The sequence below is a fragment of the Olivibacter sp. SDN3 genome (genome assembly GCF_014334135.1).
Classification (GTDB): domain Bacteria; phylum Bacteroidota; class Bacteroidia; order Sphingobacteriales; family Sphingobacteriaceae; genus Olivibacter.
This window is the reverse complement of the sequence record NZ_CP060497.1, coordinates 6,008,767-6,031,292: the sequence shown is the minus strand read 5'-3', so window position 1 is coordinate 6,031,292 and position 22,526 is coordinate 6,008,767. Positions and strand designations below refer to the sequence as shown.

Sequence of the window (22,526 nt, the reverse complement as noted above, 5' to 3'; positions counted from 1 at the left end):
TGGTTTTGATCACAAACCATCTTTTTTCATATGTTGCGGAGTGTTTTTATTAGAAAGAAACCAGATTCTTATTGTAGGAAAAATTTATTAGAAAGTGGATAGAAAGCTTATTATTGGAACCAGAGGTAGTGAATTAGCTTTGTGGCAGGCTAATTATGTAAAAGACCGTTTAGCAGCGATCGGTATTTCTGCGGAACTTAAGGTGATCAAAACCCAAGGGGATAATATTCAGCATCTACGTTTGGATAAGTTAGAAGGCAAAGGTTTTTTTACGAAAGAACTGGAAGACGAACTTTTGTCTGGAAAAATCGATATTGCAGTACATTCACATAAAGATTTGCCTACTACTAATCCTCCAGGTTTGAAGGTTGCAGCCGTTTCTGAGCGAGAAGATCCTTCGGAATTGCTGATCATATTAAAAGACTGCGTCGATTCTAAAAAGCGTTTGTCTGTTAAGCACAATGCCACCGTAGGCACGTCTTCCAATAGGCGCAGGGCGCAGTTGCTCGCTTTACGCCCCGATTTGGAAATAGATGATCTGAGGGGGAATGTTAATACACGCATTCAGAAATTACGGGATGAGAAATATGATGCGATTATGTTGGCAAAGGCCGGTGTGGATCGTCTCGAATTGGACCTCTCTGAATTTTATGTCGAAGTAATTCCGCCAACAGAGCTTATCCCAGCTCCGGCGCAGGGTGTGCTGGCGGTGCAGATAAGGGAGTCAGATGAAGCTTTGGAGCAGGCGCTTCAACCTTTGCATCAGGTAGAGGTGGCGGAAGCGATAGGAGTGGAACGCAGAGTACTTAAACTGTTTGAGGGAGGCTGCCATATGCCACTAGGCTGTTATTGCCGTAAAACTGAGGACGGGTTTGAATGTTGGACGGCAAAAGCCAAAGATGGTGAAAGTTTTCCTGCACGTTTATATTTAAAAGTGGACGATACCATAGGATTATCAGAAAAAATTGTTGCTAAATTCGATCCTCAGCGTAAACTCCCGAGCACAGTTTTTATAACCCGCGATCTTTCGGATACCAGTTACCTGAGAAGAGCACTGAATAATCACCAGATAAAAGTTGAAAGTCGCTCGCTCATTAAGGTGTTTTCTATCATCAACACCTTAAATCCTTATATTTTAAAATATGTAAGATGGGTGTTCTTTAGCAGTAAAAATGGTATTGAAAACTTTTTTCGGTTGAAGCCACGACTAAGTAAATATGTACAATATGCTGTAGTCGGGAGAGGCTCTGAAGAAATGTTGCGATCATATGGTATCACCCCTTCCTTTACGGGGGAAGCAGAGGGGATAGCGATGGAAAAGGTGGGAGATGCTTTTGCAAAGGTGGCCGCCGGATCAACCGTTCTTTTTCCCCGGGCAAAAGGATCCTTAAAAACAATTCAAAGCAGATTAACTCCAGATACTAAAGTTATAGATTTACCTGTTTATGAAACGCGTATAGATGAGGAGGTAGAACGTTCGAGTGCCGACGTATTAGTCTTTACCAGTCCTACCAATGTAGAAGCATACTTTAAAGATAACTTAGTAGAGCCTGGACAGAAAATCATTAGTATTGGCAATTCTACGGGCAAAAAACTAGCCGAAATAGGATTAACCTATACCTTGCCTTTTTCGCCAGATGAAATAGGTTTAGCGGAGGCGGTGTTCAGCTTGGATTTTGGTGATATAAATCCTACTAATGGTGGAGAATCATCTAAGACTGTCACCCCATTGCTATAAAATTTTTTATGTTTCGGCACGGGCACTGTTTACTTTTATCTTTGTAAAACATGAAATTTTAGAGCTGATCATGAACATTGGCTTCCCTCGCTTTATGTGAGGGGGCAATCCGATATAGAACATGCTGAGAGACACTCAAAATCATTGAAAATTTATATGGTCTTTAAGGGGAGAACGGATCGTTGTCCAGCCTGTTCATTGCTTCACGTATCGCTCTTTTATAAATACATAGAACATGATTTATCGTCAACGTAGATTAAGAAAGAACGCGGTTATCCGTGAAATGGTGGCTGAAACCCGTTTAGTAAAAGACATGTTTGTCTATCCTTACTTTGTCGTTCCAGGCAAAGGGGTTAAGGAGGCTATTGATGCCATGCCGGGTATTTATCACTTTTCGATCGATACACTGTTGGCAGATGTTGAACTCGGTTTAAAATTGGGTGTCAATAAGATCATGCTATTTGGTGTAGGCGAGGAAAAAAGTGCTGATGCACACATTGCTTACGACAAAAAGGGGCTTGTGTCTCAGGCAGTTCGTACCCTCCGTGATAAATTTGGAGAAGACCTTTATATTATCACCGATGTTTGCGTTTGTTCTTATACCAGTCATGGTCATTGCGGAATCCTGGTAGACGATTATGTGCAGAATGATGAAACGATAGCCGTTTTAACCAAAATGTCTTTAGCCCATGCCGATGCAGGAGTAGATATGTTAGCTCCTTCTGACATGATGGATGGTAGAATAGGTGCTATAAGAACGGCATTGGATTTCGAAGGGTTTACCAACGTGGGAATCATGTCGCATGCTACTAAATTTGCATCTGCTTATTATGGTCCTTTTAGAGAAGCAGCAGATTGTGCTCCCGGTAAAGGAGATAGAAAAGCGTATCAAATGGATTTTCGAAACCCGCAGGAAGCCATGCGAGAAGCGTTACAGGATGTGAAAGAAGGTGCTGATATTTTGATGATCAAACCAGCTTTAGCTTATTTGGATATTATTAAAGCTATTAAAGAGGAAACGAATCTGCCTTTGGCCTGTTACAATGTTTCTGGAGAATTTGCGATGATTAAAGCTGCTGCCCAGAACGGCTGGATCGATGAACAAAAGGTAGTAATGGAGACCATGTACGCTTTTGCTCGCTCAGGAGCGAATGTGATAACTACCTATCATATCCGGGATATGGTGGAACAAGGATGGATTTAAACGAAATTTTAATTGTAAAAATGAGATATAAAGTCAAGAGCGAAGTGCTTATGGCTGAAAGCTAATTGCTAAACAAATGTTAGGATCTATAAAAAAGATGTTTTCAGGAACGGAGGAAGAAGCCCGTTCCGCTCGTTCGAAAGCCGATATATCACGCGAGAAATCTGCTGTATTATATGAAAAAGCAAAAAGCTATTTTCCTGGGGGGGTTAATTCTCCCGTAAGAGCATTTAAGTCGGTTTATGGTACACCTTTATTTATTGAAAAAGGCGATGGCTGTTTTATCTGGGATGCGGATGGTAATCAGTTTATAGACTTTTGCTGTTCTTGGGGGCCGCTTATTTTAGGCCATAACAATAGTAAGATCCGTGAATCGGTAACAGCGGCTTTACCGTATGGCTTAAGCTTTGGAGCGCCTACAGCCTTGGAGAATGAGCTGGCGGAGTTGATTCTGAAGAACAATAAATATTTGGAGAAGCTACGGTTTGTGAGCTCTGGGACGGAAGCGGTGATGTCTGCTATACGTTTGGCCAGAGGATATACAAAGCGAGATAAAATAATTAAATTTGAGGGATGTTACCATGGGCATTCAGATTCTTTATTGGTTAAAGCTGGTTCAGGCTTAGTCACTTTTGGTGAAACCTCGTCCGCCGGTGTGCCAAAATCTTTTGCGGAGCAAACCATCGTTATTGCTTTAAATGATAAAAATGCGTTGACTGAAGCTTTTGATAGGTTTCCGGGTGAAATTGCTGCGGTTATTATTGAAGGGGTACCAGCAAATAATGGGTTGTTGCTGCAAGATAAAGAGTATATCCACTTTTTAAGAGCTATTACCAAAGAGCAGGGGGCATTGTTGATCTTCGATGAAGTAATCACTGGTTTTCGCCTAGGATTTGAGGGAGCAGCAGCCTATTATGACGTGCAGCCAGACATTATTACTTATGGGAAAATTATCGGTGGGGGAATGCCTGTTGGTGCTTATGGTGCTTCTGCGGAAATCATGGGCCACATCTCACCGGATGGTGGTGTTTATCAAGCTGGTACTTTGTCTGGAAATCCTATTGCTATGGCTGCGGGCATCGCCCAGCTTACAGAGCTGAGCAGAAATGGTTTCTACAAAGAACTTAACAAAAAGACGTCGGACTTTGCTGCATCTATACAACGTTACGCTGATGCGAAAAACTATAAGATAAAAGTGTTTAATATAGCCTCTATTTTTTGGATAGCTTTTACCGAGAAAGAGCATATTCGGGCAGCAGCTGATATTGATCATGCGAGCATGGAAAAATATAAGGTCATGCACCGCGAATTGCTAAATAGAGGTATTTATATGGGCCCCTCCGGTTATGAAGTTGGATTTATTTCTGCTGCACATTCTAAAGTTGAACTTGAAAAGGCTAAAAGAGCTATCTTTGAGAGTTTAGATGTGGTATTCAAGTAGTTTGGGGTTACTTTAGCTAAATTTAATATTATGCGTAAGTCACTATTTTTGTTTTACTTCCTTGTTTTTTACGCCATTGCGCAGATCGTTTGGTGGGGGATGCTGTTGATCGATGCTGAGCCTTTACGGAGAGGGATGATTATTGGTGAAGGATTTATTTTTATGACCATTTTTTTGGTGGGTGCCATCAAACTTAAAAAGGCTTTTGTGCATGAGCATAAAACACATAAGCAACAACATAATTTTTTACTTTCTGTTACACACGAATTAAAGTCTCCACTAGCTTCTATTAAATTATATATTCAAACAATCTTAAAACGCGAATTAAACAAGGAGCAACGTAAGCAATTTCTGTTAAATTCGTTAAAAGATATAGAACGTTTGGATGATTTGGTAGAAAACGTCTTGTTGGCTACTAAATTGGAGAATGTTGGAAAAAGTATACCGAAGGAGTCTTTCGATTTTTCGGAATTAACCTATAGAATTACTGATAGGTTGCAGGTGCACTCTTGTACCTCTCAGATTATTAAAACGGATGTAGAATCAGGTATCCATTATGTTGGGGATAAACTTGCTATTACATCTGTTATTACTAATCTGGTGGAAAACGCGATCAAATACTCGCCGCCATGTGCTCATGTTAACGTAAAACTCTATAAAAATGATCGTAATCAAATACGTTTTTCTGTTGCAGATCTCGGTATAGGTATCAACGACGAAGAAAAAAAACGTATTTTTAATAAATTTTATCGGGTGGGTAGTGAAGATACCCGGAAAACCAAAGGAACCGGTTTGGGGTTATATATAGTAAAATCAGTTTTAGATAAACATAATGCACAGATTAAAGTTTTAAACAACACTCCTACAGGGAGCATTTTTGATGTAACATTTAGTTAATATGCAAGCAAAACAACGAATACTTCTAGTAGAAGATGAAGAACATCTATTGGAGGCCATCAAGCTAAATTTGGAGCTTGAAGGGTATAAGGTAACTACGGCAACAGACGGTAAAAAAGCCTTGAAAAAATTTAAAGAAGAGCGGTTTAATCTTATCATCTTGGATGTGATGATTCCTGAGATCGATGGCTTTCAGGTAGCAGAAACGATTCGATTGGAAAATTCAGAATTGCCTATTATGTTTTTAACCGCTAAAAATACCAGTGAAGACCGTATTACTGGGCTAAAAAAGGGTGCCGACGATTATCTGGTTAAACCCTTTAATTTGGAAGAACTTATTTTACGAGTGGGGAATTTAGTGCGTAGAGGGATGAAAGGAGATGATTTGAAAGAGCTTAATTCTTATCATATCGGCGATAAAACGATCTACTTTAACTCTTTTGAATTGCATCACGCTGACGGAACGGTTACAGCGCTGACAAAGAAAGAAACGATGCTACTAAAATTGCTGATAGAACGCAGAAATGAGGCCGTTTCGCGTGAGCAAATTTTAGAGACCGTTTGGAACTACGACGTTTATCCCTCTACCCGTACCATCGATAACTTTATCCTGACTTTCCGTAAATATTTCGAACCTGATCAGAAAAATCCTATTTATTTTCATTCTATAAGAGGCGTGGGATATAAGTTTACGGATAATAAGACCGCTTAGCCTATGATGACTTCCAAAGCTCGATTGGGTGTTGTAATTATTGCATTTTTACTGTTAATTTATACGGTTTACGCAAGAACCTATCAGTTAACAGCTTTAATGTTGGGGCTGATGGGCTACACGATTTGGAGTTATTACCGCGAAGGAACGGTGTTATTGGCCTCTGAGGCTTTTAAGAAAAAGCAATACGATCAGGCCAGAACCTTATTGGCGGATATCAGAAACCCTGATCACCTGAGGAAAAGGAGACGCAATTATTACGAGTTTATCAGTGGTAGCTTGGCTATGCAATTGTTGGACTATGAGGCTGCTGAACGGCATTTTCAACTAGCCAGTAGGTTGCCTTTCAGAAGAAAGAGCGATAAAGCTTTGATCTTTGTCAATTTAGCCAATATCAACCTGAGCATGAAGCGATATGATCGTGTAAAGGTTTATTTAGAAAAAGTAAAAGAGCTTGAAGTAAGTAGTAGGATAGCGCAGATTGTGAATAGAATAGAAAACGAAATACCCAAATAAAGAGTGACCACAGCTATTAAAGACAGTTTATTTATAAAGTCTGCATTTTCGCAGTCAACAGAACGACCTCCGGTTTGGATGATGCGCCAGGCAGGTAGATTTATGAAAGAGTATTGGGCCATTAAGAATAAGTACTCTTTTCTTGAAATGTGTAAAACACCTGAAATTGCAGCAGATGTTACCATGTTACCAGTTGATCTATTAGGAATCGATGCCGCTATACTTTTCTCTGATATCTTGGTAACAGCTGAGGCTATGGGGGGCAACCTGGATTTTATTCAGGGTGTAGGGCCGAAATTTTCAAACCCTGTAAGGAGTAAGCAGGATATAGATGCACTTCAGACCGAGGTGGAAGATAGGCTTCAGTATGTGGCAGATGCTATTAAGGTTATTCAGCAACGTTTGGCGGGCAGTATACCGCTTATAGGTTTTGCAGGTGCTCCCTTTACCGTACTCAGTTATCTGATAGAGGGAGGTTCTTCGAAGGATTTTAAACGCACAAAACTGTTTTTGAATAATGAACCTGCCCTGGCCCATCAATTATTGGCAAAAATTGCGAAAGTGACCGCCGATTACCTGAATATGCAAATAGCTGCAGGTGTGAATGCTTTACAGTTATTTGACAGTTGGGCACTAGCCCTTTCATGGGATGATTACCGCGAATTTTCACACCGCTATAATGTGGATATTATTTCGCAGCTTGATAGACAGGATATTCCGATTATTTCGTTTTGTAAAGGAAGCTCGGTATTCGCTCCGCTTATGGCGGAAGCAAGGCCGGATGTGATTTCTGTGGATTGGAATGCTGATTTGAAGCATGTGAAGAACAGCTTGCCAAAAGGAGTAGCCGTTCAGGGCAATTTAGACCCTTACGTACTTTATGCGGATAGGGCGGTGATCAAGAAAAAAATCCTAAACCTTTTTGAACGCATGCGTGGGGAAGAAGGATTTATTTTTAACCTAGGTCATGGTATCATGCCGGACATTCCCTTTGATAACGTAAAATATGCCATTGATTTGGTGAAGGGGTTTAGGTATTAGTTTTTTGCTTTGTCAAATACGGTATTCCCAAACGGATAAGGTTTATGTACTTATACGCAAAAGCCATACATATTATTTTTGTTATCTGTTGGATGGCAGGTCTGTTCTATATGGTAAGGCTTTTTATCTACCATACAGAAGCCAAACTTAAATCGAAGGTAGCCTATGATGTTCTACATGAAGAGTATCAACGTAATGAACGTTTACTCTGGTGGGTAATAGCAACACCTTCTATGTATCTGACGATCATTGCAGGTGCCATCATGCTTTATTTGAATCCGGCATGGTTGCAGCAACCATGGATGCACGTGAAACTGATACTTGTTTTGGGCTTGATCATTTACCATTTCATATGCCAGCGTATCCTATTCAGGTTAAGTGATGAGACTAATCGCTGGACATCTATTCAATTGCGTTTATGGAATGAATTGGCAACGGTCTTACTGTTTGCTATTGTTTTTGTTGTGGTATTGAAGAGCGCTGTCAATTGGATATATGGTGTAATAGGATTGGTATTGTTTGCTGTTATACTGATGATGGCAGTGAAACTGTATAAGCGTATAAGGGAGAGAAAATAAAAATCTTTTTATTTAGAAAAAGCTGAGCAAAACCGACCATTGAAAGCTCATGAACTAAGCAAAGCGACCTCACGAATGCCCCTTTACCATAAACGAACAAATGAGTAATACCTATGAAAACAAGCACTTAATGAATAAAACCCTAAACTATTCCACGCTATGCTCCGATGCCGTTCTGCCAGCCGCATAATTCCTTATGCCTGCCCGTAGCGCCCTTTCGTATTGCTCAAAAACCGCCTTAGACAGCTGCGATTTGCAGGTTACTACCTTTGAGCAGCTGTCTACAGCGGGAGCTTTTGCCTACTTTTTGCGGAAAAAAGTTTTATAAAATTAAATCGTTTCTGCGATTTCCTTTTCCAGTTTTGCATATTGCTGAGCAATGTGGTTTTCTATAGCGGTCTGTTTGTACTTTTTGGTATTTTCCAATAGGGCGTGTATAATGCCCATACCTAATCTTAAAGATTTTTCATCTATCGTATGGCTTCCCTTTTTATCCTGAGCTATGGCCAGTTGGTAAGTAAGTTGCTCCGAGACATAATCGGCATTCCGCTTAACCAAATCGTTCGCTTTTTCGGTATCATCTACTTCATACAGTGTATCTGATAGAAAATAGAAATCTACCGCCTGATTCATGGATAAGATCTGTTTGGGTAACACATCCAAACATTTATTGGCTACTTGTTTGGCTTTCTCCCGTTGGTTTTTTACTAGAAGTTCTCTTGATAGCAGATTAAAATTACTGGTGAATTGGGGAATGATATTTCGGGTAATAGGGTCCAGATAGGCGAGTTTATTAATGTTTGCCCATTGATATTTGTGCATAAGGTTATCATGAAGTGCATCGATATTGCTGAGTTGTCCGGCCGGCGGTATTTCATCTGCCTCTCGTTCTTGATTAAAGGCTACCGGCATCAATTTTAAAACCAGTCCTTCATTGACCAGATATTTATCCAGGCCCATTAACTCACTGGATGGCATGGCATTGAAATAGATAGGGCGTTCCCACTTATTGTTTACTAAAATATCAAAAAAGGCTAGATGCGTTCGGGTAATGTAATCTTGATTGAAATCCCATTCCATACTATCGGTGATAGCGTCTTCCCATGCTTTCGGAACGACTTTATTTTTTAAGACGTCCTGTTTGTCGACGGCAAGCTTCATTTTTTTTGTCGGCAGAAAATTCCGGCCGCTCTGTGTGGATTTATCACTGGGATGATCAGATAACATCACCTCCAATAGATCTTTGATCTCAATGCGTTGTGAGATACCGTAATCTTCATATTCCAGATAATCTCTAATGCCTTTATCAATTTTCTCCGGCGGAATGTTTATGGGGAGCGGGGCAGATGCGTTCATCTGTTCGCGCATCTGTTTGACATACCAATCGGAGCTTAAATAACCCAAGTTTACGATCCTGACATCGGGTCGGATATTTTCTACCTCCTGCGCATACCAGAGGGGAAAGGTGTCGTTATCGCCTATGGTAAACAGGATGGCATTCGGTTCGCAAGACTCCAGGTAGTTGCGGGCGTATAAATCTCTTGCAGTATGCCGATGCGAGCGGTCGTGATCGTCCCATCCTTCTTTGAGCATTAATGCCGGCGCCATAAGGAAGGCAAGTATTACAGCTGCGATAGTGGCGACTTTTGGCCGCAGCTTATGTTTTAATAGCTTAATAATAGCCATCACGCTTAATCCGATCCAGATGGTAAAGGCGTAGAAAGCACCTGCATATACATAATCGCGTTCTCGTGGCTGCATAGGTGTGTCGTTTAAGTACAATACAATGGCCAGGCCTGTAAAGAAAAATAATAGCCCTACTACTGCCATATCTTTTTTACTGGATTTATAGTGCCACAAGAGCCCCACGATACCCAAAAGTAGCGGTAGAAAATAGAAATGGTTAGTTGATGGCTCGTTTTGTGCCGATTGTGGTAGCGCATATTGTCCGCCCAAGCGCAAATTGTCGAGTGGTTTTATACCGCTTAGCCAGTTGCCGTCTGTAAGATTGGCCAGTTGACCACTTTCATCATTCTGCCGACCCACAAAATTCCACATAAAGTAACGCCAGAACATGACCCCGGACTGATAGGTGATGAAGAACTGTAGATTACTAATAAAGGTAGGTTGCTCGGAAGTTGTCAAACCCAACCAGCTACGGTAAAATTGCGGGTGGCTGCGGCCGGCTTCACTACTGTGCACACGGGGAAACAGTGTTGATCGATCGTACTCATATACCGGTTTATTGCCTATGATCGTATATTTATCCTGATCTTTCCGGTAAATGTTTGCGCCGTTTTTAACAGCTATTGGTTTAGAATCGAAATATTTGCCCGTAATTAATGGAGTAGCCACATATTGATCACGGGCAACGTATTCTAAAAAGGAAAAAATATTGTCCGGTGCGTAATTATTGAGAGGAGGATTGGCTGCCGCCCGGATAACTACCATGGCGAATGAGCTATAGCCAAAAAGCACAAAACTGAAACAGATAAGCGCTAAGTTTAATCGCGGTTTATTTTTATTTATCGAGTAGCGAATGCTCAGCACAATGGCAGCGATCAGCAGCATGGCGAAAACGGTGATGCCACTTCCAAAGCCTAAACCGAGCTGATTAACAAAAAAGAAATCAAATTGTGCCGCTGCCATAACCAGGTATTGAATTACCCCCCACAGAATAAAGGCCAATATCAAGAAACTTACACCCAATGTTTTTAATACGCCCTTTGTGGAACTTTGCTCATGGGTTCTAAAATAAATGACCAACGCTATTACGGGAATAGTCAACAAATTCAATAGGTGCACGCCGATGGAAAGCCCCATGATGAAGGCAACTAGTATCAACCATTTATCCGAACGTACCTCATGGGCGTGGTTTTCCCATTTGAGAATGAGCCAAAAGACAAGAGCTGTAGATAAGGACGACATGGCATATACTTCACTTTCAACGGCGGAAAACCAAAAGGTGTCTGAAAAAGCATAGGCTAAAGCACCTACGATGCCCGAACCCATAATCTGTGCAGTCTGCAGTACGCCAGGTATCTCCTGATTTTTTATCATGGCTTTCTTCGCCAGCGCCGTAATGGTCCAAAATAGGAATAAGATGGTTAAACCACTACATAGTGCGGCACCCGTATTCATCCAATAAGCAATATGGCCAGTGCCGGCAAAAGCGAGGTTTGAAAATAAATTCTGAATCAGTAGAAACAAGGGTGCGCCGGGTTGGTGAACAATTTGCAATTTATAGGCGGCTGCTATAAATTCTCCACAGTCCCAAAAGCTGGCCGTGGGTTCTTTGGTCAAAAAAAATACGGTGCTTGCCAAAAAGCAGCATATCCATCCAAGAAGGTTGTTGAGTTTTGTATAGGAGATCTCCATAAATTCGGGTTTTTATTCCCTTAAAAGTAGTGGGAGAAAGTGTTAAAAACCGAATGTTAAATGTTAAATATTAAAATCGCTTTGTTTTTGTTACACTAGAGAATGTCTTTCACGCTTTTCGGTAGGCTATTGAATACCAGTTCATAACTGTGGTCGACCATTTTTTCGAGCTGTTGTCGATGGAGTTCGCCATTCACGCGAATAGTGTTCCAATGTTTTTTGTTCATATGATAACCAGGCAACACACTATGTGGGTGCTGTTCACGTAGTTCAATGGCCCATTCTGGATCACATTTGACATTGAAGGATAGGGGATTCGAATCTAAGCCTGTAAGCAAGAAAATTTTTTCTCCTACTTTGAAAACCAAGGTGTCTGGGCCGAAAGGAAAACCTTCGGTAACCCCTTTTTTGCTTAGGCAATACGTTCTTAGTTCTTCGATATTCATTGCTTTAATAGTCTTTATATACATTCAATTGTCTACCCACCAAATCAAAACCCAGGGATTTCGCTTTAACAAGATTGGTTTTGCGCCCGTTGCTCCACGTCTGGATCCGGGCGCGCTCCGCTGCCGCCTCCAAGGTCGTGTCTGTAACGGTCACAAAACCTGTTGGAAGTTCGGAGGCAGCTTTGGATGCGCATAAGCAAACTTGTGGCGTGAGCAGAGCGAGCGTTGCAGCTACGTGGCGTATCCAAAGATTAACAGCGAAATCCATGAATCTAAATTAATATAAAACGGTGAATTTCATGTCCAAGGGATTAAAATAGCGTAGTAAATCGGATATAAGTTCATCGCCATATTTTACATAGAGTAATCCAAAGTTCTCTGTCCTTTCCTGCAATTGACCGTTTGGAAAGAATTTTTCTTTAATCTTATCAATCTGTGAGATTGCATCGTCAAAATTCAGTTTATCGGCTTTCACAAACTTTCGTTCCAGGTTATTGATTGCTTTGCATAATCTTGTTTTTATAGCATCGGTACTTGGTTTAAGTGTCGGGTCAATTTTTCCTGCCCGTTCTTTTATCCGTTCAAATACCTCTTCAATTTCCAGCCATTCCTCATTTAGGTTAAGCCGGTGTTTTGAGTGAACACGTACGTATTCTTTTTTTAGATCATCTGCATCTCTGAAAATACTTTTAAAGGTAAGGTTTAATCTAAATATTTTATAGTCGAGATGTTCATTGGAGATCAGGGCCGAATTGCGCGGTAATAATATGGGGTAATCAACTTTATAGCATTCAAAATTACTTTTCAATTGCAACCAGTACACAATTTCGGCACCACCACCAACATAACAGAGGTTTGGTAACAGAACTTCCTGATAAAGTGGACGCATGACTACATTCGGACTGAAACGCTCAGGATGCTCATGAATTTCCTTTAACAGTTCTTCTTCGGTAAAAAACTTGTTCTGATGAAGTACCTGGAACTTTCCCTCTTTCGTAGCCACAATCCGTTCACGTATTTCATCCGTGAGATAGAAGAAGTTGATTTCTCTGGCATGCACCTGTGCTTCAAAACCTTGTTTTTCTAAGGCTTTTGTTGTTTTGACAATTTCACGATAGCTGTTTTGCCGAAGAATATCTTGTTCTATATAAGGTGCAAAAGTCTTCTTTAGCTGTTGCCTATCTCCATCCAGGATCACCAAACCGTATTTTCCGAATAGGCCGTTGACCAGATAACGGGTGGCATCGGCCAAAGTGTTATGATTGGAGAGGTAGGCTTTTTCGACTAGCGTTGCCAGTTTATCCGAATTATGGGAAAGGCCTAAAATTCTTTTGTATTTCTTAACAGTACGCGCCATGGAGAGTGTTTCCATGCGACCGGTAGCTGCCTGAGCAGGTATATCCCATTTAATGGTTTCTCCCTGCAACTCGGTATGGTTGATTTCTTCAAAATCATGGTCTTCGGTTGCCATCCAATAGATGGGTACGAAGTTATATTCTGGAAAATGTTTCTTAAGCTCGTTGCACAGTTTTATAGTGCTAACGATTTTAAAGATAAAATAAAGCGGACCGGTAAAGATGTTGAGTTGATGGCCTGTTGTGACGGTAAAGGTGTTTTCGTCTGCCAGAAGTTCAATATTGGTATTTACAGCACTGAAATGTTCATCAATCTCCCGATATTGCTCCTGTAGGTTATTTACTAGTAGGGAGCGATCTGTTTTTCCCTTTTTTTGAGCGATCTGGTTCTTAAAACCATCTAGGGTTGGCCGGTTGCCAATAAATGGGGCCAACTTTTTGTTATTTGCTATATAGGCTATAAGGGTTTCAGAAAAACTATTGGTGTCGCTATAATTGATGTAACTTGCCTTCACTTGATTATGTTTTAATAAAAAAACAGATCGGTGTTCACCAACCTGTTTAACAAAAATAGCATTTCAAATGGTTTAGCAAGTGTACCGAACACTTATTTTACAATTGTTCCATAAAGATCAAAATCTTCTGCCCTGTTAACTTGTACTTCTACAAATCTGCCTACACTGGCATAGTTTTCTGTTACTGAAATGAGCACTTCGTTATCGACTTCGGGTGAGTCATACTCTGTACGACCAATAAGGTAATCGCTTTCTAACTTATCAATCATCACTTTGAAGGTTTTGTTTACCTTGTTTTGGTTGATCTCGTATGAAATTCCCTGTTGGATGTCCATGATTTCTTCTACCCGGCTTTCCTTTACTTCTTGCGATATGTTGTCGTCTAGGGCATAGGCATGGGTTTTTTCTTCATGTGAATAAGTGAAGCAGCCCAGGCGGTCAAACCTAGTATTTTCTACCCATACTTTCATTTCTTCGAAATCTTTTTGCGTTTCCCCCGGGTACCCACAGATAAGGGTTGTCCTCAAGGCAATATCAGGCACTTTATCGCGAATGGCATTCACTAAATCGATAGTTTTTTGTTTAGTGGTTCCACGGCGCATTGATTTCAACATACTGTCTGAGATATGCTGTAAGGGCATGTCCAGATAATTACAGATATTATCCCTTTCGTTCATCACCTCTAATATGTCCATCGGAAAACCTGATGGATAAGCGTATTGTAATCGGATCCACTCGATTCCTTCTACATCCGAAAGGTGCCTCAACAAGTCGGCAAGGTTACGTTTACCATAGATATCCAACCCATAATAAGTTAAATCCTGTGCAATTAGAATAAGTTCTTTTGTGCCGTTTTTTGCCAAATGTTTAGCCTCCTTTACCAGATCTTCAATAGGTTTTGAAATATGTTTTCCGCGCATAAGCGGAATTGCACAGAAAGAACAGGGCCGATTGCAGCCTTCAGCTATTTTAAAATAAGCATAGTGATTGGGTGTGCTAAGCATCCTTTCGCCCAAGAGCTCATATTTATAATCAGCCCCCACGGTAGTTAACAGGTTTTGCAGGTCATTTGTCCCGAAATAGGCATCTACGTTCGGAATTTCTGATTCAAGCTCGGGCTTATATCGCTCGGAAAGGCAACCGGTAACAATAACCTTATTTAGTTTGCCTTCATCCTTTAATGCACTATATTGTAAAATGGTGTCAATTGATTCTTGCTTGGCATTGTCTATAAAGCCGCAGGTGTTTATGACGACAATATCGTCCTTATAGATGTTATTAGCTTCATGTACAACTTCCATGTTGTTGCCTTTGAGTTGCCCCATGAGCACTTCGCTATCATGAATGTTTTTCGAGCAGCCCAGTGTAATCACGTTGACACGTGGTTTTTGCGGCTGTATTGGTGTCTTTTTTTTTGTCCTCATCTTATCCCTTTTCCCTATTTAAAGAGGGAGTCCACAAATTCTTTTTTATTAAATAGTTGTAAGTCGTTTATACTTTCGCCTACACCGATATACTTTACAGGTATTTTGAATTGATCAGATATACCTATTACCACTCCACCCTTGGCCGTGCCGTCCAGCTTTGTCAAAGCCAGCGCATTAACATCGGTAGCTTGGGTGAACTGTTTACACTGCTCAATGGCATTTTGCCCGGTAGAAGCGTCGAGCACCAATAATATTTCGTGTGGAGCACCTGGTACTACCTTTTTCATAACATTTTTTATTTTGGTAAGCTCGTTCATAAGCGCCAGCTTGTTATGTAGACGACCGGCAGTATCAATAATAGCCACATCTTCACCGTTAGCAACGGCGGATTGGACAGTGTCAAATGCAACAGAGGCAGGGTCTGATCCCATCGATTGAGCAACCACTCTTACACCAACCCGTTCACCCCACAGCTTTATTTGATCAACAGCTGCGGCCCTGAATGTGTCTGCTGCTCCGAGCACTACCTTGTTATCGGCCTCTTTTAATTTATGGGCCAATTTGCCAATGGTGGTAGTTTTACCTACGCCATTAACCCCGACTACCATGATTACGTACGGTTTATGTTTGCCGTATTCAAAGTTTTCAAAATCTTCACTGTTATTTTCAGCTAATAATGCCTGAATCTCATCCCGTAAGATGCCGTTAAGTTCAGACGTATTAACATACTTGTCTCTAGCTACCCGATCTTCTATGCGTTCTATTATTTTCAGCGTGGTAGTAACACCAACATCAGACGTTACCAATATCTCTTCCAGATCATCTAACACGTCATCATCTACTGTTGATTTGCCAACCACAGCTTTGGTGATCTTCGTGAAGAAACCTTCTTTTGTTTTTTCTAAACCTTTTTCTAAAGCTTCCTGAACTTCGGGGGTCTGTTCCTTTTTTTTAAAAAAATCAAATAATCCCATAATTAAATAATGTACAAGAAATAAATTGCTATACCCTGTAAAGATACTGTTTTAACTTGATTATATGACCTGCTAGATATAATGATTCGGACCTTGGGAAAACAAATAGTAGCAGCAGTTTAAACAAAAAAAGCCCTTCCAATATAAATCGGAACGGCCTTATATATTTTAGGTCACTTTATTACTGAGCGGCGTTTTCTGCAACAATTTCTTTTGCTGCTTCAACGGCGTCTTTAATATGATCGTTGTGAGCGATTAATTCTTTGAACGTATAAGCACCAGTTTTTGGTGATTTAACGGCGGTAATTACTTTTGTGTAATCTTTACCTTTACCTGTTTTAAGGGTTGCAACGGTTTTCTTAGCCATTTCTTTTATTCTTTAGGCCCTTGGTGGGCAATTATTAAAGATTTACTTAATCTCCTTATGAACGGTTACTTTTTTAAGTACGGGATTGAATTTTTTCAATTCCAAACGTTCTGTAGTATTTTTCTTATTCTTAGTGGTGATATAACGAGACATGCCCGGTTGGCCACTTTCTTTATGTTCGGTACACTCTAAAATTACCTGAACTCTGTTACCTTTTTTAGCCATTTTTATTTTGTCTTAATGCCGCAAATCTGCGGGATATATTTTGTACTACAGGATAAATAGATTTTAGCGTAATACCTAAAACTAAACGTATCCTTTTTTGATAAACTTGTTAATCACTGCTGTAATACCATTTTTGTTGATGGTTTTGATCGCAGATGTAGATACTTTTAAAGTAATCCAACGGTTTTCTTCCGGGATAAAGAACCTTTTTGTTTGAAGGTTAGGGTAAAATTTACGCTTGGTTTTAACGTTAGAATTAGAAACGTTGTATCCGTTTAATGCTGCTTTACCTGTTAAATCACAAATTCTTGACATGACTATATGCTATATTCGTTCTGTTAAAAACTTCTTTTCTTAAAGAGTTTGCAAATATCAGAAAATGTTTTTGTTTATGCAAGTATTTTTAGTTTATTGCTGAAAAAGCCTGTTCGCATGTTATTGATCTAATATAGAGCCTGTTGATGAATTGTTTCTTTTTTCTTAATAAAATTAGGTTTAATTGTTATTTTGCCGAGCAGTAAAAATGCTCCCGGTTTCGTAGAAATAGGGAGAGTAATTTAAATTAAACCAATTGTAAGAAAGTTATGAATGAAAACGATACTTCCGTATCCCGTAAGCCAGGTGAGTTGTGGAAAGTGATAGGAGCATCTTCTTTGGGAACACTCATTGAATGGTATGACTTTTATATTTTTGGCAGTTTAGCCGTAATCATTTCTACGAAATTTTTTCCATCCGACAATCCAACTGCGGCTTTTCTATCGACACTGGCCACTTTTGCAGCTGGATTTGTTGTAAGGCCCTTCGGTGCGCTTTTCTTTGGTAGATTGGGCGATATCATAGGTAGAAAATACACCTTTCTCACTACTTTATTGGTGATGGGGCTATCTACAGTTGCTATAGGCTTGATTCCAGAGTATAAAACCATTGGTTTTGTAGCCCCAATATTGGTGTTAATATTAAGGCTTTTGCAAGGACTTGCCCTTGGCGGTGAATACGGGGGAGCTGCTACTTACGTTTCCGAGCACGCAGAGCCCCATCGAAGGGGAGAGCGAACCTCATGGATACAGACTACTGCCTCATTTGGATTGTTTATTTCACTAGCGGTAATATTGTTGACCCGCAATGCCATGTCAAATGAGGCGTTTTTGGAATGGGGGTGGAGGGTACCGTTCCTGATCTCAATCTTCATGGTAATTGTAAGTTATTTCATCCGCAGAAATATGGATGAGTCTCCCCTCTTTAAAAAAATAAAAACGGAAGGCAAGTTGTCTAGTAACCCGTTAAAGGAATCTTTTGGTAACCGGTATAACCTGAAATTTGTATTGCTGGCACTATTTGGCGCAGCCATGGGGCAAGGGGTAGTTTTTTATACCGGGCAATTTTACACTTTATCTTTTTTACAAAGAGTTTGTAATATCGATTTTGACCAAACGAATTACATTGTTGGTATTGCCATATTTTTAGGTACCGGTATGTTCATCTTTTTTGGATGGCTTTCTGATAAGGTAGGTAGAAAGGTTATTATGATGAGTGGCATGTTATTGGCAATACTTACTTATCGGCCAATTTATGATAAGTTATATCAGATAGCTGATGTAGACCAAAAAAAGGAAATAACCGCAAAAGGCTACACCTCAGAGAAAACGGAACCTGTGCTAGATGGTGATTTTGGCGCAAACGAGGCAAAGATACTAACGAGGTACCGATTTTATGCGGACGGTACGCAGTTAGCCGATGTACGAAAAGAATATCTCGATCCACAAACTGGAAATACGGTTTATACCAGTGAGAGTTTATCGGTCAAACTAACGAAAGATAACATGAGCCTGATGGTTCTACTTATTTTTTTGCAAGTGCTTTACGTGACGATGGTTTATGGGCCCATAGCTGCTTTCTTGGTGGAAATGTTTCCTGTGAAGATCCGATATACTTCGATGTCCTTGCCTTACCATATAGGCAATGGTATTTTTGGAGGGTTGATGCCAACCGTTGCTACCTATCTGGTGGCAAGAGCACAAACGGCCAATGAACTAGCAGCAGAAAGAGGTGAACAGCTACCTTTTGATAAGCCATATCTGGAGGGATTGTGGTATCCCATCATTATTACCGGCGTGAGTTTTTTAATAGGTGTGCTTTATATAAGTAACAAGAAGAGAATCGATGTTTAAAAAATTAAGAGATGGATCTTTTAAAAAAGTATTTAGGAATTTTATGGATGTTATTGGGTATTGTGGCAGGGTATTACCTCATCGTTAGCCAGGCTATACCGCAGTTTAAGAGCGATAATCCGGAAGATTTAGTGCCGGCTATTGTTTATACATTTGTGCTGATGCCAATTATTAGCGGTGGCCTGTTGATCTTTGGTTGGTTTGCTTGGAAAGGGGAATATGATGATGAGGGATTATGAATAATAAAATGGCTTAAATGAATAAACAGGGCGTTATTTTGTCGAATTTCTTTTGGAAAGGCTTTTAAAGATTGCTAACTTGGTTGCGGAAAAATTAAAGCTAACAAATTTAAAGCTAGCCAGACTGCAAGCTGCAGGAAGGGTGATAACAACTAAATAAACTAAATTAATTGCTGATGAATTTAAAAGTAAGGTCATTTGAAGATTATAAGGAAACCTATAAGAAAAGTGTGGAAAGGCCGGAAGAATTTTGGGCAGGTGTAGCAGAGGAGTTTAAATGGCGTAAGAAATGGGATAAAGTGTTAAACTGGGATTTTAAGGGGCCGGATGTAAAATGGTTTGAAGGAGGGAAGCTGAATATCACTGAAAACTGTTTGGATAGACATATCACAGAATTGGGGGATAAACCAGCCATTATTTGGGAGCCAAATGACCCAAATGAAAGCTATCGAATATTAAGTTATAAACAGTTGTTGTTTAATGTAGAGCAGTTTTCAAATGTTTTGAAGAATAACGGTGTTGAAAAAGGTGATAGGGTTTGTATATACTTACCTATGGTACCTGAACTGGCAATTGCTGTATTGGCCTGTGCCCGCATAGGCGCGATCCATTCCGTGGTATTTGGCGGTTTTTCTGCCCAGTCTATCGCCGATAGAATAAATGATGCACAGTGCAAGCTGGTTATAACAGCTGATGGCAGCTTTAGAGGTACCAAGGTGATTGAGCTTAAGGATATTGTAGATGATGCCTTAGGGCAATGTAAATCAGTTGAAAAGGTCATCGTTTTAACCCGCACGCGTACGTCGGTCTCGATGATCAAAGGAAGAGATGTGTGGTGGGAAGATGAAATTAAGAGGGTAGAAACTCAGGGAAACCCGCATTTTCCGGCAGAAGAGATGGACGCTGAAGACATGCTCTTTATTCTTTATACCTCTGGTTCAACAGGTAGCCCGAAAGGTGTGGTACATACCTGTGGAGGGTATATGGTCTATACGGGTTATACCTTTGCCAATACTTTTCAATATGATCGGGGTGATGTATATTTTTGTACAGCGGATATAGGCTGGATTACCGGACACTCGTATATTCTTTATGGCCCACTATCGCAGGGGGCGACCTCTTTGATGTTCGAGGGAATACCTACTTACCCCGATGCTGGACGTTTATGGGATATTGTGGAAAAACATAAGGTAAACATCGTGTATACCGCACCTACAGCAATCCGTTCATTGATGGGAGCTGGAGATGAGTTTGTGGAGGGAAAAGATTTGAGTACCATTAAAACGTTGGGCTCAGTAGGGGAACCTATCAATGAAGAAGCATGGAAATGGTTTGATGAAAAAATTGGGCATGGCAAAGCGCCGATAGTAGACACCTATTGGCAAACCGAAACCGGTGGTTTTATTATCAGCCCAATTGCAAACATTACACCTACCATACCGAGCTATGCCATGTTTCCGCAACCTGGTATTCAGCTTGCGTTGATGGACGAGCAGGGCAAGGAAATTGAAGGCAACGATGTGAGTGGTAATCTATGTGTGAAATTTCCATGGCCGGGGATGTTACGTACTACTTATGGTGATCACGAGCGTTGTAAGAAAACTTATTTTTCAACCTACGAGAACATGTATTTTACCGGCGATGGTTGTTTGCGTGATAAAGACGGCTACTATCGTATTACCGGACGGGTAGACGATGTGCTGAATGTTTCCGGGCATAGGATAGGTACGGCGGAAGTAGAGGATGCTATTAACAGGCATAGCGATGTCGTGGAGTCTGCTGTAGTCGGGTACCCGCACAGCATAAAAGGGCAGGGAATTTACGCTTTTGTAATTGCTGGGGAGCATAAAAAAGATGCAGATTTGATGCGTGGAGATATCAATAAAACAGTGTCGCGAATTATTGGGGCTATTGCTAAACCTGAAAAAATTCAATTTGTAAAGGGGCTACCTAAAACGCGCTCGGGCAAAATAATGAGGCGAATTCTGCGGAAAATTGCCGAAGGTGACACTAGTAATTTAGGCGATATTACCACATTATTGGATCCTGAAGTGGTTGATGAAATAAAACAAGGAGCTGAAGAATTAAGAAAAAAATAAGCTTCAAACAATTTTTATTGTCTCCTGTTTAACTAGTAGCTAATAAAAAATATTTACTTATTAAAAAACAGATAAAATGAGCAATTTAAAATTAAAAGGCATTTGGAATGAGGTTAAAGGAAAAGCTAAACAAAGTTATGCTGATTTAACTGATGATGATTTGCTATACGAAGAGGGAAAAGAAGATGAATTAATTGGTCGTTTACAAAAGAAAACAGGCAAAACACGGGATGAAGTAGTTGATTGGTTGAATAGCCTGTAGTAAGTAGGCTTTTAAGTTTTTATACGTGTATGAGGCACTCCACATGAAAATGGCGGAGTGCTTTTTCTTTTTAATTGACAAATCCTTTAACTTCGCAGCATGACAAAGCAGAAACCTACCATTTTAGTAGTTAATGATGATGGTATAACAGCCCCCGGCATAAAGGTGCTTATGGAAGAAATGCAAACCCTGGGCAAAGTAGTCGTAGTCGCGCCAGACAGTCCGCAATCCGGCATGGGGCATGCGATTACCATTGGGAAGCCCTTGCGTATCGATCCGGTTTATATATATCCGGAAGTAGAAATGTACAAATGCTCAGGAACACCAGTAGATTGCGTGAAACTTGCCGTAAATAAAATATTTAAAGGACGAAAACCAGACCTGTGTGTTTCTGGAATTAACCATGGTCTCAATAACTCTATTAACGTTTTATATAGTGGTACCATGTCTGCCGCGGTGGAAGGTGCTATAGAAAGTATACCGTCGGTTGGGTTTTCGTATGACGATCATACACTTGATGCAGATTTTGATAAATGTCGGCCTTATGTTAGAGAAATTGCTAAACAGGTATTAAAGAACAGCATTCAGCAAGGAACATTGTTAAATGTTAACTTCCCCCAGGGAAATATTAAGGGCGTGAAGGTTTGCAGACAGGCAGACGCAAAATGGGCAGAGGAGTTTGAGGAAAGAGAAGATCCCTACCATCGCCCGTATTACTGGTTAACTGGTAAATTTGTATTAAATGATAGAGGAGAAGATACTGACGTTTGGGCTTTGAGGAATGGTTTTGTTTCGTTGGTGCCTGTTCAATTTGATATGACGGCTCATCACGCTATTCCACAGTTAAATGCTTGGTCTTTTGACGTAATTTAAGGTTTAGGGCTGGAAACGGATGTTAATGGGGAACCGTCTTAAAGTCACTGCAAGAAATTAAGGTTAGAAAA

22 protein-coding genes are annotated in these 22,526 nt (G+C 40.4%); 13 read left to right on the top strand and 9 right to left on the bottom strand.

Annotation, left to right across the window (positions count from 1 at the left end; genetic code table 11):
- The first annotated feature begins 94 nt into the window (after positions 1-94).
- The 8 genes from hemC to H8S90_RS25445 all read left to right on the top strand — a co-directional run bounded on the left by hemC (position 95) and on the right by H8S90_RS25445 (position 8,127).
- Positions 95-1,738 (top strand): hydroxymethylbilane synthase, encoded by a 1,644-nt coding sequence (hemC, locus tag H8S90_RS25480; RefSeq protein WP_187340549.1) that lies wholly within the window; start codon positions 95-97, stop codon positions 1,736-1,738.
- A 235-nt stretch (positions 1,739-1,973) separates the two neighbouring features.
- Entirely contained in the window at positions 1,974-2,942 is a 969-nt protein-coding gene (hemB, locus tag H8S90_RS25475) for a porphobilinogen synthase (protein ID WP_187340548.1), read from the top strand.
- 76 nt (positions 2,943-3,018) lie between these two features.
- Positions 3,019-4,383: a glutamate-1-semialdehyde 2,1-aminomutase gene (gene hemL / locus H8S90_RS25470; RefSeq protein ID WP_187340547.1), complete on the top strand. Its 1,365-nt coding sequence runs from the start codon at positions 3,019-3,021 to the stop codon at positions 4,381-4,383.
- 30 nt (positions 4,384-4,413) lie between these two features.
- A complete protein-coding gene (locus H8S90_RS25465) occupies positions 4,414-5,280 on the top strand; it encodes a sensor histidine kinase KdpD (protein WP_187340546.1) in 867 nt (288 codons plus the stop codon).
- A 1-nt stretch (position 5,281) separates the two neighbouring features.
- A complete protein-coding gene (locus tag H8S90_RS25460) occupies positions 5,282-5,992 on the top strand; it encodes a response regulator transcription factor (protein WP_187340545.1) in 711 nt (236 codons plus the stop codon).
- Positions 5,993-5,995: 3 nt separating this feature from the next.
- Entirely contained in the window at positions 5,996-6,508 is a 513-nt protein-coding gene (locus H8S90_RS25455) for a tol-pal system YbgF family protein (RefSeq protein ID WP_187340544.1), read from the top strand.
- A gap of 3 nt (positions 6,509-6,511) precedes the next feature.
- Positions 6,512-7,549, top strand: coding sequence for a uroporphyrinogen decarboxylase (gene hemE / locus H8S90_RS25450; protein ID WP_255501742.1), 1,038 nt, complete (start codon positions 6,512-6,514; stop codon positions 7,547-7,549).
- A gap of 44 nt (positions 7,550-7,593) precedes the next feature.
- Positions 7,594-8,127, top strand: coding sequence for a CopD family protein (locus H8S90_RS25445; RefSeq protein ID WP_187340543.1), 534 nt, complete (start codon positions 7,594-7,596; stop codon positions 8,125-8,127).
- 330 nt (positions 8,128-8,457) lie between these two features.
- Here the strand turns inward: H8S90_RS25445 and H8S90_RS25440 are convergent, their stop codons facing one another.
- The 9 genes from H8S90_RS25440 to rpmB all read right to left on the bottom strand — a co-directional run bounded on the left by H8S90_RS25440 (position 8,458) and on the right by rpmB (position 17,129).
- Positions 8,458-11,505 (bottom strand): DUF2723 domain-containing protein, encoded by a 3,048-nt coding sequence (locus tag H8S90_RS25440; RefSeq protein ID WP_187340542.1) that lies wholly within the window; start codon positions 11,503-11,505, stop codon positions 8,458-8,460.
- A 95-nt stretch (positions 11,506-11,600) separates the two neighbouring features.
- The gene (locus H8S90_RS25435; RefSeq protein ID WP_187340541.1) at positions 11,601-11,951 is read right to left on the bottom strand and encodes an MmcQ/YjbR family DNA-binding protein; all 351 of its coding nucleotides are present in this window, start codon (positions 11,949-11,951) and stop codon (positions 11,601-11,603) included.
- Between the two features lie 4 nt (positions 11,952-11,955).
- Entirely contained in the window at positions 11,956-12,105 is a 150-nt protein-coding gene (locus tag H8S90_RS25430) for a hypothetical protein (RefSeq protein ID WP_187340540.1), read from the bottom strand.
- A gap of 123 nt (positions 12,106-12,228) precedes the next feature.
- Positions 12,229-13,821 (bottom strand): bacillithiol biosynthesis cysteine-adding enzyme BshC, encoded by a 1,593-nt coding sequence (bshC, locus tag H8S90_RS25425; protein ID WP_187340539.1) that lies wholly within the window; start codon positions 13,819-13,821, stop codon positions 12,229-12,231.
- A gap of 92 nt (positions 13,822-13,913) precedes the next feature.
- Entirely contained in the window at positions 13,914-15,245 is a 1,332-nt protein-coding gene (gene rimO / locus H8S90_RS25420) for a 30S ribosomal protein S12 methylthiotransferase RimO (RefSeq protein ID WP_187340538.1), read from the bottom strand.
- 14 nt (positions 15,246-15,259) lie between these two features.
- Positions 15,260-16,222, bottom strand: coding sequence for a signal recognition particle-docking protein FtsY (gene ftsY, locus H8S90_RS25415; protein ID WP_187340537.1), 963 nt, complete (start codon positions 16,220-16,222; stop codon positions 15,260-15,262).
- A 181-nt stretch (positions 16,223-16,403) separates the two neighbouring features.
- Complete coding sequence (locus H8S90_RS25410; protein WP_187340536.1) at positions 16,404-16,589, bottom strand: DUF4295 domain-containing protein; 186 nt, start codon at positions 16,587-16,589, stop codon at positions 16,404-16,406.
- Positions 16,590-16,631: 42 nt separating this feature from the next.
- Positions 16,632-16,814: a 50S ribosomal protein L33 gene (gene rpmG, locus H8S90_RS25405; protein ID WP_187340535.1), complete on the bottom strand. Its 183-nt coding sequence runs from the start codon at positions 16,812-16,814 to the stop codon at positions 16,632-16,634.
- Between the two features lie 81 nt (positions 16,815-16,895).
- On the bottom strand, positions 16,896-17,129 hold the full coding sequence (gene rpmB / locus H8S90_RS25400) for a 50S ribosomal protein L28 (RefSeq protein WP_187340534.1): 234 nt from the start codon (positions 17,127-17,129) through the stop codon (positions 16,896-16,898).
- Positions 17,130-17,398: 269 nt separating this feature from the next.
- Here rpmB and H8S90_RS25395 point away from each other — a divergent pair, with 269 nt between their 5' ends.
- The 5 genes from H8S90_RS25395 to surE all read left to right on the top strand — a co-directional run bounded on the left by H8S90_RS25395 (position 17,399) and on the right by surE (position 22,455).
- Positions 17,399-18,982 carry an MFS transporter gene (locus H8S90_RS25395; RefSeq protein ID WP_187340533.1) on the top strand — a complete coding sequence of 528 codons (1,584 nt, stop codon included), beginning with the start codon at positions 17,399-17,401 and terminating at the stop codon, positions 18,980-18,982.
- Between the two features lie 11 nt (positions 18,983-18,993).
- Complete coding sequence (locus H8S90_RS25390; protein ID WP_187340532.1) at positions 18,994-19,221, top strand: DUF6814 family protein; 228 nt, start codon at positions 18,994-18,996, stop codon at positions 19,219-19,221.
- A gap of 176 nt (positions 19,222-19,397) precedes the next feature.
- Positions 19,398-21,320 (top strand): acetate--CoA ligase, encoded by a 1,923-nt coding sequence (gene acs, locus H8S90_RS25385; protein ID WP_187340531.1) that lies wholly within the window; start codon positions 19,398-19,400, stop codon positions 21,318-21,320.
- Between the two features lie 76 nt (positions 21,321-21,396).
- A complete protein-coding gene (locus tag H8S90_RS25380) occupies positions 21,397-21,582 on the top strand; it encodes a CsbD family protein (protein ID WP_187340530.1) in 186 nt (61 codons plus the stop codon).
- Positions 21,583-21,681: 99 nt separating this feature from the next.
- Positions 21,682-22,455, top strand: coding sequence for a 5'/3'-nucleotidase SurE (gene surE / locus H8S90_RS25375; protein ID WP_187340529.1), 774 nt, complete (start codon positions 21,682-21,684; stop codon positions 22,453-22,455).
- Positions 22,456-22,526: the final 71 nt, after the last annotated feature.

Excerpts from the sequence above, each read along its gene's own strand:
- hemB (WP_187340548.1), top strand. The coding sequence starts at position 1,974 with ATGATTTATCGTCAACGTAGATTAAGAAAGAACGCGGTTATCCGTGAA.
- hemL (WP_187340547.1), top strand. The coding sequence starts at position 3,019 with ATGTTAGGATCTATAAAAAAGATGTTTTCAGGAACGGAGGAAGAAGCC.
- H8S90_RS25465 (WP_187340546.1), top strand. The coding sequence starts at position 4,414 with ATGCGTAAGTCACTATTTTTGTTTTACTTCCTTGTTTTTTACGCCATT.
- H8S90_RS25460 (WP_187340545.1), top strand. The coding sequence starts at position 5,282 with ATGCAAGCAAAACAACGAATACTTCTAGTAGAAGATGAAGAACATCTA.
- H8S90_RS25455 (WP_187340544.1), top strand. The coding sequence starts at position 5,996 with ATGATGACTTCCAAAGCTCGATTGGGTGTTGTAATTATTGCATTTTTA.
- H8S90_RS25445 (WP_187340543.1), top strand. The coding sequence starts at position 7,594 with ATGTACTTATACGCAAAAGCCATACATATTATTTTTGTTATCTGTTGG.
- H8S90_RS25440 (WP_187340542.1), bottom strand. The coding sequence starts at position 11,505 with ATGGAGATCTCCTATACAAAACTCAACAACCTTCTTGGATGGATATGC.
- H8S90_RS25435 (WP_187340541.1), bottom strand. The coding sequence starts at position 11,951 with ATGAATATCGAAGAACTAAGAACGTATTGCCTAAGCAAAAAAGGGGTT.
- rimO (WP_187340538.1), bottom strand. The coding sequence starts at position 15,245 with ATGAGGACAAAAAAAAAGACACCAATACAGCCGCAAAAACCACGTGTC.
- ftsY (WP_187340537.1), bottom strand. The coding sequence starts at position 16,222 with ATGGGATTATTTGATTTTTTTAAAAAAAAGGAACAGACCCCCGAAGTT.
- H8S90_RS25410 (WP_187340536.1), bottom strand. The coding sequence starts at position 16,589 with ATGGCTAAGAAAACCGTTGCAACCCTTAAAACAGGTAAAGGTAAAGAT.
- rpmG (WP_187340535.1), bottom strand. The coding sequence starts at position 16,814 with ATGGCTAAAAAAGGTAACAGAGTTCAGGTAATTTTAGAGTGTACCGAA.
- rpmB (WP_187340534.1), bottom strand. The coding sequence starts at position 17,129 with ATGTCAAGAATTTGTGATTTAACAGGTAAAGCAGCATTAAACGGATAC.
- H8S90_RS25395 (WP_187340533.1), top strand. The coding sequence starts at position 17,399 with ATGAATGAAAACGATACTTCCGTATCCCGTAAGCCAGGTGAGTTGTGG.
- H8S90_RS25390 (WP_187340532.1), top strand. The coding sequence starts at position 18,994 with ATGGATCTTTTAAAAAAGTATTTAGGAATTTTATGGATGTTATTGGGT.
- acs (WP_187340531.1), top strand. The coding sequence starts at position 19,398 with ATGAATTTAAAAGTAAGGTCATTTGAAGATTATAAGGAAACCTATAAG.
- H8S90_RS25380 (WP_187340530.1), top strand. The coding sequence starts at position 21,397 with ATGAGCAATTTAAAATTAAAAGGCATTTGGAATGAGGTTAAAGGAAAA.
- surE (WP_187340529.1), top strand. The coding sequence starts at position 21,682 with ATGACAAAGCAGAAACCTACCATTTTAGTAGTTAATGATGATGGTATA.